This window comes from uncultured Hymenobacter sp. (genome assembly GCF_964242765.1).
GTDB lineage: Bacteria > Bacteroidota > Bacteroidia > Cytophagales > Hymenobacteraceae > Hymenobacter.
In genome coordinates, this window is sequence record NZ_CAXTBM010000006.1 from 22,902 (window position 1) to 34,801 (window position 11,900).

At 58.9% G+C, this 11,900-nt stretch carries 8 protein-coding genes and 1 tRNA gene; 4 read left to right on the forward strand and 5 right to left on the reverse strand.

Features of this window, described 5'->3' with window-relative positions; translation table 11 throughout:
• Nucleotides 1-278 precede the first annotated feature (278 nt).
• Nucleotides 279-545 (reverse strand): hypothetical protein, encoded by a 267-nt coding sequence (locus tag ACFE7X_RS03815; protein ID WP_375434334.1) that lies wholly within the window; start codon nucleotides 543-545, stop codon nucleotides 279-281.
• 248 nt (nucleotides 546-793) lie between these two features.
• The gene (locus ACFE7X_RS03820) at nucleotides 794-1,801 is read right to left on the reverse strand and encodes a chemotaxis protein CheB (protein WP_375434335.1); all 1,008 of its coding nucleotides are present in this window, start codon (nucleotides 1,799-1,801) and stop codon (nucleotides 794-796) included.
• Nucleotides 1,802-2,028: 227 nt separating this feature from the next.
• Between ACFE7X_RS03820 and ACFE7X_RS03825 the strand changes: the two genes are divergently transcribed.
• Nucleotides 2,029-5,073 carry a chemotaxis protein CheB gene (locus ACFE7X_RS03825; RefSeq protein WP_375434336.1) on the forward strand — a complete coding sequence of 1,015 codons (3,045 nt, stop codon included), beginning with the start codon at nucleotides 2,029-2,031 and terminating at the stop codon, nucleotides 5,071-5,073.
• A 395-nt stretch (nucleotides 5,074-5,468) separates the two neighbouring features.
• Nucleotides 5,469-7,451 (forward strand): PAS domain S-box protein, encoded by a 1,983-nt coding sequence (locus ACFE7X_RS03830; protein ID WP_375434337.1) that lies wholly within the window; start codon nucleotides 5,469-5,471, stop codon nucleotides 7,449-7,451.
• Nucleotides 7,452-7,513: 62 nt separating this feature from the next.
• Here the strand turns inward: ACFE7X_RS03830 and ACFE7X_RS03835 are convergent, their stop codons facing one another.
• Entirely contained in the window at nucleotides 7,514-9,622 is a 2,109-nt protein-coding gene (locus ACFE7X_RS03835; protein ID WP_375434338.1) for a hypothetical protein, read from the reverse strand.
• A gap of 642 nt (nucleotides 9,623-10,264) precedes the next feature.
• On the opposite strand from ACFE7X_RS03835, the gene ACFE7X_RS03840 reads away from it, so the two are divergent.
• On the forward strand, nucleotides 10,265-10,774 hold the full coding sequence (locus ACFE7X_RS03840) for a DUF421 domain-containing protein (protein ID WP_375434339.1): 510 nt from the start codon (nucleotides 10,265-10,267) through the stop codon (nucleotides 10,772-10,774).
• A 100-nt stretch (nucleotides 10,775-10,874) separates the two neighbouring features.
• Here ACFE7X_RS03840 and ACFE7X_RS03845 read toward each other — a convergent pair.
• A tRNA-Glu gene (locus ACFE7X_RS03845) sits at nucleotides 10,875-10,946 on the reverse strand.
• A gap of 66 nt (nucleotides 10,947-11,012) precedes the next feature.
• A complete protein-coding gene (locus tag ACFE7X_RS03850; protein ID WP_375434340.1) occupies nucleotides 11,013-11,711 on the reverse strand; it encodes a TVP38/TMEM64 family protein in 699 nt (232 codons plus the stop codon).
• Here ACFE7X_RS03850 and ACFE7X_RS03855 point away from each other — a divergent pair.
• Nucleotides 11,710-11,835 (forward strand): hypothetical protein, encoded by a 126-nt coding sequence (locus tag ACFE7X_RS03855; RefSeq protein WP_375434341.1) that lies wholly within the window; start codon nucleotides 11,710-11,712, stop codon nucleotides 11,833-11,835. The two genes, ACFE7X_RS03850 and ACFE7X_RS03855, sit on opposite strands and share 2 nt — an antisense overlap.
• Nucleotides 11,836-11,900: the final 65 nt, after the last annotated feature.

The window sequence follows — 11,900 nt, forward strand, 5'->3', positions numbered from 1 at the left end:
TGGGGGCCAGCCTTGCTATAAGCGGCCCCAAGTACTGCGTCGGTTCGGCACGAGTTTGCGGTGCCAGCTGCACGTTCTTTCGCTACCCTATCATAGCCCAAGCCGGAGAGAACCGTACAACAAGTTGCCCAAACAAGATAGAATTGTTGTGGGCGCTTGGTAAGGCGCTAGTTGGTAGTTAAATCCATAGGCTATAGACTTTAAATATATCAAAGTCAGCTCACTGCGCAACCGCAAAATGGTGCTGTCCGAAGCTTGTATAGTAGCGGACTAGCGGTTTAGTTCGGAGCCAGATTCAGCAGGCCTTCCAGCTTGCGCATGTCGGCAACGGGCCAGTAGAAATAAGCCAGGGGGTTCATCCAGTCCCCAATAAAGGCTTCCACTTCCTCTGAGTGCTCTACGCACAGCACGTAGGCCGAGCCTTTGCGCAACTCTCGCATGTATACGTCGCCGGCGTGCTGCCACCCGTGCGGCGGGTGCGAACAGGGGCGAAAACCTACTTCCCGAAGTTGTGCAGAGGTAAGGCGCGACATTAACGGTGGCATATAGAGGAAGCACGGCGCCTCAGATAGCAGGATAGAAGAAAACAGTAAGCTTGTGCAGGCTTCCGATACGTTCCCTCGCTTTACGTTACAATAGTTCAAATAAAAACACAATTTTATCTACGTATAAACCCTTAATATATTGGTGTTAATACGTATTTAATTTGCGTACTAAATACAAATGCCCGGCCAAGCCGTATGCATACGGTTTGGCCAGGACATTGCTTTCTACAGTTAATACAAGTAAGGCGCTACGCTTGCTCCTGCTCCGACGCCGTAGTAGCGCCCGACGTGCCGTTGAGCAGAAATTCGCGGAGGCGGTTGATGTGGCTCTTAATTTCTTCGAGGCGCTCTTCCTGCTGCATGCTCCACTGGCCTTCGCCCCGGATGGCCATGCTGCTCAGTAGGTTTTTGCGCTCTTCCATCATGCGCAGCGCCACCCACAGGGTTTCTTCCAGCGCGTGTTTCGAGCTTTCAAACAGCGCGTCGGCGGTGAAGGCGTGGCCGGTATGGCAGCGGAACCGCAGCACGTTGCCATGTTCCAGCTTCCAGAGGGCGCCGCCGCAGTCGGGACACGTGAGCGGTACTTGCTCACCTATTCGGTCGATGTCTTCGGTGGTTCCCACAACTCGTTCCGCAATAGCGGCCTCCGCTTTTAAATCGTCAGGAATAAGTTTTGGAGGTGGCGGCGCTTGGCTCGTCAGCTCCTGCAAAAGGGCTCCGATATGGGAGAGCGGCACCACGTAATCGACTTCGACGTTGCGGAGCGCTGTGTAGGGCATACTCGGAAATTCAGCGTCTTGGGGGTCTTGCACGATGGCTTGGCCGCCGCAACGCTTAACAAAATCGAGGCCGGCGGTGCCGTCGTACAGCATACCCGTGAGCACTACGCCAATAACGGTGACGCCATAGTTCACGGCTGCGGCCCGAAACAGAGCGTCTACGGCGGGCCGAAAGTTGTTTTCGCGCGGACCTTTCGTAACCAGCAGCCGGCCGTCGTGCACCAGCAGGTGCCGGTCGGCGCGCGCCAGATACAAGTGTCCTGATTCGATGAGGTCCTGATGGGCGGCCAGGCGGCAGCGCAATTTGGTGTGCGTGCTCAGGCGCGCTACCAAATGCTCCCCCGACGATTCGGGGGACAAGTGCTGCACTACCAGCACGGCGGCGGGTAGAGTGGCGGGCAGTTGGGCTACCAGTTGCGTGAGGGCCAGCATTCCACCAGCGGAAGTGCCGACGACTATGATGTAGGACGGTTTCACTAAGGGAAGTTAAAAACGAATACCAGAGCTTGAATCAGTGGAACAAGCCGGCTTTAAAAGAAAAAGTTTACGTACAAAAATACCATTTAGCTGCCCATCGAACCGGTTATTTTAGCAACTCAACCGTTTCGTAAAGCCGGGGCGCCCAATTCTTTCTGCTTACTTTTGAGAAAGCAGACTTCCGGATTTCTCTTCGCCGCCCTTGCTAAAAGGCTGCTCCTGTTGCTATGAAAAAAAAATCTGTGGGGCAGAATTCCCTTGCGGGCCCTGCCTCACCTGCTATTCCCGTTGCGCCCGCGGCTCCTGCGGCTGGCATTGAAATCCAATCCGGCCCCGACCGGCTAGGGGTCAATTTGGTGCGCAACCCCATCAACTTCCCGGTTGTGTGCTTGGGCGGCTCGGCGGGCGCGCTCAGCGCCCTAGAAGAATTTCTGCGGGCGGTGCCCGAAAACGGCAACCTCGCCTACATCGTGGTAACGCACCAGATGGCCGGCATTGAGAGCGAACTGCGGCAGGTGCTCCAGCATTTCACTGCCGTGCCCGTGCTGCAAGTCACCGACGGGATGCAGGTGCGGCCCAATCAAGTGTATGTGATTCCGCCGGGTAAGGACATGTCGCTCTTGCACGGCGTGCTGCACCTCTTCGAGCCCACGCAGCCCCCGGGCCGCCGCCTGCCCATCGACTACTTTCTGCAAAGCTTGGCCAAGGACGTGCGCGAGCGGGCCGTATGCGTTATTCTCTCGGGCATGGGCTCCGATGGCAGCATCGGGCTGAAGATGATAATGGAAAACTTCGGCATGGTGATGGTGCAGGACCCCGCCACGGCCGAGTACGACAGTATGCCGCGCGCCGCCATTGCCACCGAGTTTGTGGATTATATTCTGCCCGCTGCCCACATGGTGCCCCGCCTGCTCGACTACGTGCACCGGCCCCTGATGCGCCGCCCCCAGCGGGCCACCGCCGACCCCGATTCGTCGACCACGCTCCCGACCCACGCCTTGCAGAAAATCTTTATTCTGATTCGCAACCAAACCGGGCACGACTTCTCCTACTACAAGCGCAACACCGTGTTCCGGCGCATCGAGCGCCGCATGAACACCCACCAAATCAAGGAGTTTACGCACTATGTGCGCTACCTCCAGGAAAACGCGCAGGAGGTGGAGTATTTGTTTAAGGAACTGCTGATTGGCGTTACCAAGTTTTTCCGCGACCCCGAAGCCTACGCCGTGCTCAAGCGCCACCTGCTGGTGCTGATCCGGCAGCAAGAGCCCGGCAGCACCATTCGGGTGTGGGCGCCGGGCTGCTCGACCGGCGAAGAAGCGTATTCGCTGGCCATTACTATTTTCGAATGCTTCGAGGCCGAGCCCGACCGCAACCTGAGCTTGCAGCTTTTCGCTACCGACATCAACGCCGAAAGCATCAACTTGGCCCGGATTGGTGTCTATCACGCCAACATTGCGGCCGACGTGGGGGCGGAGCGGCTGGGGCGCTACTTCATCAAAATCGACGGCTCCTATCAGATCCGGAAAGACGTGCGCGATGCGGTGGTGTTTGCCTTGCACAACATCAACAAAGACGCGCCCTTCACCCGGCTCGACTTGCTTTGCTGCCGCAACCTGCTGATTTATTTGTCGGCCGAGCTGCAAAAAAATCTGATTCCCATTTTTCACTACTCTCTCAAGCCGGGTGGTATTCTGTTTTTGGGGCCATCGGAGAACATTACCGGCTTCCAGGAATTGTTTGCGCCCCTGGACGTGAAATGGAAAATTTCGCGGGCCAACGAAACCGCCTCGCAACTGGCGCGGGTGGCCAACTTTCCTTTTGTGTCGGGGCAGCACGCCTCACCTTCCCCTTCCAGCAGCATGATTACTTCTGCCGCGCCGCACCGCGACAACACGTTTGTGGCCCATATTCAGCGCCTGCTGCTCGCTTCCTACGCCCCGCCGGCGGTGGTAATCAATGCCAAAGGCGAGATATTGTTTGTTAATGGCCGCACCGGCAAGTACCTGGAGCCCGCGCCCGGCCTGAGCGGGCTCAACCTCCTCGACATGGCCCGCGAAGAGCTGCACTACGAAATCAGCACCGCCGTGCACCGCGCCGTGCAGCAGCAGACGACGATAGTAAGTGAAGACGTAAAATTGCTAACCGAGGCGGGCTATCAACTGCTGCGCCTCACGGTGAAATACCTGGCGGAACCCGAGCAACTGGCGGGCTTGCTGCTGGTGGTGTTCGAAGATGTGGCTACCGCGCGCCGGGTGCGGCGGGCGCCGCCCGGGCCCGCCGATTCCAGCCAGGATTCGCCCATTGTGGCCCTCGAAAAAGAGCTGCAATACACCCGCCACCGCCTCCAAACCACCATCGAGGAAATGGAAAGCAGCCTGGAGGAGCTCAAAAGCACCAACGAGGAACTGCAAAGCACCAACGAGGAGCTGCAAAGCACCAACGAGGAGGCCATGACCAACCGGGAGGAAATGCAGAGCATGAACGAGGAGCTGATGACCCTCAACACGCAGTACCTGCACAAAACCGAGGAGCTGGGCCATGCCGCCAACGACATGAAGAACCTGCTCGACGCCACCGAAATAGCCATCATCTTCCTCGACAACGATATGAGCATCAAGCGGTTCACGCCGCCCGTGACGCGCATTATTCCGCTGCTGCCCACCGATGTGGGCCGGCCCGTCACGCACTTTGCCAACAACCTGCGTTACGAGCAGCTAACCGCCGACGTGGCGCAGGTGCTCGACCGGTTGGTGAGCGTCGAAGCCACCATCCAGGCCCTTAGCGGCGAGTGGTACGCCATGCGCATCATGCCCTACCGCACCCTCGACAACTACATCAGCGGTGCCGTCATCACCTTCACCGACGTTACCAGCCGCAAGCAGCTCGAAGAACAGCTTGAAGCCAGCCGCCGCTTCGCCGAAAGCATCGTCGAGACGGTGCGCGAGCCCCTACTGGTGCTCGACGGCGAGTTGCGCGTGCTCACCGTGAGTGCGCCGTTTGCCAGCGCCTTTGGCGTGACGGTTGCTGGGGTGAAGAGGCTGCCGCTGACTTTGCTTGGCGGCGGTGCCTGGAGCCAACCCGCGTTGCACAAAATGTTGCACGCGCTGCTCGAGGAGGAAACGGCCTTCGATGATTTCCAGTTCGAGGCTGATTTTCCCGGCGTGGGGCGGCGGCGCGTCACGCTCTACGGCCGCCGCCTGCTCAGCCAAGGCCACCGCACCAACCACCTGCTGCTGGGCGTACAAGCCTTCAATAGCGTCCCTGCCTAGCACTGCCCGCCAGCATCGCACGGCCGGCGGCCGGCTCGCTTCAGTAGCCGTTTGTTTCTGTAGGATTCCTCACCTGCCGCCCGCCACGCCGTAAGCGCAGCGGGCGGTAGGTTTATTTTTAGGGAAAGGAGAAGCCACCCAAACACCTGCCGCACAGCCAATTACGGATGCGCTGTTCCACTAACAAGTTGATGCGCGGAATGACAACTCCTAGCTGGCTAGTTATCTGGCTTTCAATAGGCGCTCAACTAGTTGCTGCTCACCTGTTGGCCCTGCGCGGCTACTGCGCAGCTTAAGCGCAGTAGCCGCGCGTATTATTCCATCTATTCTGTCCGTGCCAACGAAAGTCTGCGTAGATACGCAGTTATATTGTACTATAGGCTATTCCTTTCGCTATGAGTTCCGAGCCCAACCACCAGCCAAGTCCTCAAGAAGCCCTCATTGCCCTGCGTGAGCGGGCCGAGCGGCGGCGCCTGCTGGTGACGCGCGCGGCCAACGACCAGACCCCCGACGTGATGCAGCGACTGATACAGGAGCTGCAAACCCACCAAATAGAGCTGGAAATGCAGTACGAGGAGCTGCTGCTGGCACAAACCGAAGCCGAAACAGCCCGCGCCGCCTACGTGGACCTCTACGATTTCGCGCCCATCGGCTACCTCACGCTTGATGCCAACGGCATCATACAGCAGCTCAACCTAAGCGCGGCGCAACTGCTGGGCGTTGAGCGACAATATTTGGTGCGGAAGCGGCTGGAAACATTTATGGCCGAGTGGGAGCGGGTGGTATTCGGCCGCTTCCTGAAGACGCTGCTGGCCACCGACGAGCGGCAAACCTGTGAGCTGCGCTTTGCCCGCGCCAACAAGGGAATAATTTACGTGCAACTCGCCGGCTACCGGGTAAACACGCCAGGCCAGGCGCCGCAGTTGCGCCTGGCCATGACCGACATCAGTGCCTACCGCGCGGCTCTTGAGGCGCAGGCCCGGAGCGAAGCCCGCTTCCGGCAACTGTTCGAGCAAAGCGCCGATGCCGTGGTGCTTATTCGTAACCTAACTATCGTGGACTGCAACATGGCGGCTTTGCGGCTCCTCGAGGCCACCGACAAAAGCCAGGTGGTAGCGCAGTCTATCGACCTGCTGGTGCCCGAGGTTCAGCCCGGCGGCGGCCGCTCCGCCGACCTCATCAAGCAACACTACGCGCTGCTGCGCCGCAAGAATGCCCACCGCTTCGAGTGGTTTCGGCATACGTTCACGGGCGCTAGCAAATGGCTGGAGATAGTGCTGACGTATATCGACGTGGACGGCGAGCAGCTGGTGCACGCCGTCTGGCGCGACATTACCAAGCAGCGGGCGGCCCGCGAGCAGCTGCGGGCCGAAAAAGAATTTTCGGAAAGCCTGCTCGACAACAGCGTGGACGGCATTATTGCCCTCGACCGCGCCGGCCATATCACGGCCTGGAACCGGGAAGCCGAGAAGTACGCGGGGATGCGGGAGGCGGAAGTGCTCGGCCGGGAAGTGTTTGCCGTGTTTCCGAAGCTGGATACGCCGGAGTGGCGGCAGCTATTCGAGCAGGTGCTGCGCAGCGGCGAGCGGGTGGTACAAAGCGGAGTTCCTTTCATCGTGCGCCCCGGCTACTACGACGTCTACTTCGTGCCGCTGCGCGGCGAGTTGCAAGATGAAATCAACGGGGTGCTGGTCGTCGTTCGCGACATGACCGAGCGCAACCGCCTGATCGAGGAAACCACTCGTCTGCGCCTAAGCCAGCAGCAAGAGGTGCTGTCGGCCATCCTGACCACCGAGGAAGCCGAGCGCAAGCGCATTGCCGAGGCTTTGCACAACGGCGTAGGCCAGCTCCTCTACGCCACCAAGCTGCACCTCCACAACCGTTCGGGCCCCGGCCGCCCCCGCGACGAGGTGCACTCGCTCCTAGACGAAGCCATTCGGATGACGCGCACCATCTCGTTCGAGCTGACGCCCGGCATCGTCGAAGATTTCGGGTTGAAGTTTGCGCTGGAAGAGTTGTTGCGCCGGATTCCGAGCCAGAGCTTGCCGCTGCATTTGCACTTGGTTGGTTTAGAGCAGCCGCTGCCCAAGCTGATGGAAGTGGCTGTGTACCGCATTGTGCAGGAGCTGCTCAACAATATCATCAAGCACGCCCAGGCCCAAGAAGCCTTCGTTCACGTCGTGCGCGAAGACGATAAGCTGGCCATTTCAGTGGAAGACAACGGCCAGGGCTTCGAGCCCGACCCGGACTACTCGCCCCGGCACGGCATTGGGCTGCCCGGCCTCCGCAATAGGGTAGGGCTGCTCGGCGGTTGCCTGACCATCAACTCCCGCCCCGGCCAGGGCACCATTGTCAGCATCGAGCTGCCCGTGAAATAGAGGCGTACCAGAGCACTCTTCGGCCAGTTCAGCAGGACGGCCTGCTAGTTGGTCGCTTTCACCTAAAGCCGTACGCCGATGCCGGGGCCCAACAAATAAAACCACTTGCCTTTGGCGAGTAGGTAACCGCCGCCTAGGTAGAGGGGGAAGGTAAGGCGGGCTTCGCGGCGGGTAGGGTAAACGGAGCCGAGAATCACAATGCCAAGGTCCCGGTTGTCGGCATCGTCGTTGCTCAGGTTGAAGGCGTTGAGGGCCACGAAGCCGGCCCCCACTTTATAGGGCCGGAGGCGGTTGATTTTCTCGGGGTGGTAGAAGCTGAACTGCGCCAGCATGGCCAGCGAAATGCCCCCAAACGAGCCGTAACCGGTTTCGCCCTGGCGCTTGGTGAGCAGGCCCGCCGGGAAGCTCACGTCGATATCGAATTTCACGCGGCGCTGCAACACCAGTTCCAGCTTCTGCGAGAAGCCCGGTTCCTGGTACTGCGCGGCCGTGTGCTTCACCGTAATTAGCATGGTGCTCCAGTCGTCGAGGTCGTAGGTTTTGCGGGCGTTAAGCAAACTGTTGAGGCTGATGTTGCCCACTTGGCATTGCTTGTCTTGGTAGAAAGCGGCCCGCACCGAGTTTTCGCCGGGGCACACCACCACGTTATCAACGGTGCGCATCTCAATCAGCTCGCCCTTGCTGTTCTGGGTCCGGATGTCGAAGGTCAGGTACTGCTTGCCGTAGAGCTGCTTGTCGGAGTCGATGCCGTTGGTGTTGAAGCTGAACACCACGTCGCGGACGGTGCGGTCGTAGAGCACGGGGCCATTCAAGCGCGTGAGGGGCCGGGGCGCTTCCCCGAAGGTCACGCTCACAAAATCGAGCGGGTGCGGCCGCTGAAACTCCTTCACCGACAAGTTGAAGCCCGTCGGCTGGCCCACATTGTAGATGGTAATGCGCTTCTTGTCGATGGTGAGCGGGATTTGCACCCGGTACACCACCACCGCATCGGTCCGCACGCTGGAATCGGACGGTACAATCTGCACGTCCTCGAAGTGAAACCGGGCCCGCTGCAACGACACCCCTTCCAGCCGCACGTCCACCGTTTCGCCGGGGCTTACATTAGGGCTGTTGCTCCAGTCGCCGCCGCGGTGCCGCACGCTCACCGTCGTGACGGTGGTTTTGGGCGAGATGTTGAGGTTGGTGATGTACTTGGCCTGGTCGTTTTCCTTGATGTAGAGGTAGCTGTCGGTGAGGCGGTGCGTGTTGTAGACGCGCAACCAGCACAGCACCCGGTCGTTGGTGAGGTACTGGCGCGTGAAGAGCTCGGCAATCAGCGCCCCGCCCGCTTCTTCCTGCTCCTCGATGCGGTAGGTGCGCTTCAGCTCGAAGGTGCGGCCGTTGTCGAGAATCAGCTCCACCCCCTTACGCTGCGAAATATCGTCTATCGTAACTTCCTTTTTATCAACGTTCAGAAAGCGCAGCCGCGACGCCTTCACCGTGAATTCCTGCCGGATAGGTGGCAGCGCGTAGCTGATGCGGCGGTTGTTGTCGGTGAGGAAGGGCCGCTCGGTTTGGGGCCGTACCGTAAGCACCCGGCTGCCCAGGGCGTTGGGCACCACGTGCAGGCGCAAACTGCCTTTTTCCTGCGTGATGCGGTAGTCGATATCCTGGCCCTTGGTCCAGTCGGCCCCGGCCCGGATGTTCTTCACGTTGTTGGTGCTCAGCTCGAACACCTTTTCCTCGCCTACATAGAGCTCGGTATCCGCCGGGCGCAGTTCCAGCGTGGTGCGCGTCACGGGCAGCAGGTTTACGGTTTGGGTGAGGGCCGGGCGGCCCGTCGAGTCGGAGGGTTGGGTGAAAGTGAACCGCAGAAACCGCACCGCCGACAACTCCTTGAACCGCACCTTGGCCCGGTAGAACTGCCCGTTCGGGGCCGCCGTCAGCGAGTCGAGCAAGGTGAAGTCGGCGGAGCGCACGAGGCGCAGGGGCGTCCGCAGTTGCAGCGGGTACACTTCCAGCTCGGCGGTTTCGTCTTCCTGGCGGTAGTAGAAGTACAAATTTTGTTCGCCCTGCACCGCTACGGTGTTGCGGCTGAGTTGGTAGCGAGTGGTGTCGGTGCGCACCACCAACTCGCGCAATAAAGGCCCGTTTTGGGCCTGAGAGGTAAGGGTAGTCAGTAGACAGCCCAAGAACAGGGCTGCAAAACCAAGAACGAAACGAAGGCTGAAAGGAAAGCGCACGGAGCAAACAGCGTCAGAAGCCAAGCAGAAATAGCACCGGCTAGATCAAGAACGGTACTTTAAGTGCACAAAGTTAGTTGCTGAGGCGTTTTGACAAGTAGGAAGGTGTACTTTTCTTATTAAGGCGGTCGATCCGCGCAAGCGCAACAAAAAATCCAACCAAAGCAGTTTGCACCTAGGCGCGCAGCTTTGTAGTCAGGTCGAAATGCAGTTTTGTGGCATTTCTATCCTCGTCACGGAGTGTAGTGCGAAAATCGGTTGGCATTTACCTCGGGGGCAGAAGCAGTAGCGCGAAGCCTGAGCTTCGCGTATCGTTGAGCAAGGTTAGTGCGGCGGCGCGGCGTTAATTGTTCTTCAATACGCGAAGCCTGAGCTTCGCACTACCGCCTCTGTCCCTGAGGTAAATGCCAACCATCACTGCCTCCGGCCGTAAGACGAACAGGCGTCTGCTACTGACTGGCTTGCCGTAGGGCTTGTTCGCTGCCCTGGCAAAGACTCGGCAGTTTCTTCCCCATTCTCTTATCCCCTTATGCGTGTTAAGTGTTGCCTCTTGCAGTAGGTGCTATTTTCTACTTTGACTAGATACCAGGAATGAACACCAGCTTTTTTATAGACTTATTGGGCTTACATGCCGAGGCCAATACCATCACCGCCTCGCAGGTTGCCGCGCGCGCCGTGCTCGTTTTTTGCGCCGCACTGGCCATGCTGCGGGTGGCTGGCCCTCGCACTTTCGGCCGCGGCACGGCTTTCGATTTGGTGTTGAAAATTACGCTCGGCTCGCTGCTTAGTCGGGCCGTGATGGCGGCGTCGCCTTTGTGGTCGACGCTCCTGGCCTGCGCCATTTTTGTGGGCTTGCACCGCCTGCTGGCTATGGTGGCGTACCGTTACGAATGGTTTAGTTGGCTTATCAAAGGAGAATCCACAATGCTCGCGGAGGAAGGGCAGATATTGCGCGACCAAATGCGCCAGAGCGAAATAACCGAGAAGGAGCTACTGGAAGGGCTGCGCGAAACAGCCAACGTCAAGTCGGTGGATGAAGTCGAGTCGATGCACCTAGAACGCAGCGGTAAAATCAGCGTGGTGAAAAAACAGGCGGACTAAAGCTGTGGTGCCGGAAAGCAACTGCCGAAGCTTACAATGCGCTAGGGAGTGAACGGTAAGTAAAAGGCCTCTACGGTATCGTAGAGGCCTTTTAAAAAAGTAGTCCGTAGGGGAATCGAACCCCTGTTGGTAGAATGAAAATCTACTGTCCTAACCCCTAGACGAACGGACCGGATTTCGTTTTGGTGGTGCAAAGATAAAGCATGGAAAAGATACCCTGCAAGTTCCTGGCAAGGATTTACGTGGTTTTTTGCCGCTGCCGGTCCCACCACACGTACGCCCCGAACAGCAACAGACTTACTCCCGACACCCATAGCAGGCCGGTTTTCAGGCGGTTGCTGTCTTCGCCGAGGTAGGCCAGCAGCGCAATCAGGGGCACCACCCCCACTACCGTGGCGGCAATAAATTTCAGGTAGCCCATGCGTGCCACGCCGCCCACAAAGCTGATGGCGTCGTCGGAGAGGGCGGGGGAGAGGCGGGCAATGATGATGGCCCATACCCCGTAGCGGTGCACCACGTCGATAACCTTTTTCTCGGTTTTCTCGCCCAGCAGTCGGCTCACAAACGACTCGCCGAGCGCACGGCCCAGGGCATAGCCCACCGTGGAAGCCACCACGCAGCCGCCCAATGCCAGCAACGACCCCCACCACGGCCCATAAGCGAGTATGGCCACCAAAATCAGGGCCACCACGTTCACCACAAACAGAAACATCTGCACCACCATCAGTAGTACCAGCACCACTGGCCCCCAATACCCGAACTGCTGCATCCAGGCGGCAATGCGTTTTTGCTCGCCGCTCTTCAGCACTGCGAAGCCTTCTTGCGCCGCCTCCTGAAAGGCGGGCCAAAGAAAATAAGCGCCCACTAGGGCAGCTAGTAAGGCGAGGGTGATGTAAAGTGGCGTATGATTGGAGCGTTGAGGCGAAGAGCTAGGCATGAGCAAGTTAGCAGCGGAAAGAATCGAGCGGCAAGGCCGTCCGGCTCCTCTACGTAGGTTCTGGCCCGAAGGCTACGGCAACCCCAACGGCCCCGATGGGGTACTTAGTGGTGAAATTGAATGATTTTGAAAAGGGAAGTTGATGCGCGGCTTACACCACTTGCGCGGCCAGAACCTCGACTTCACTAT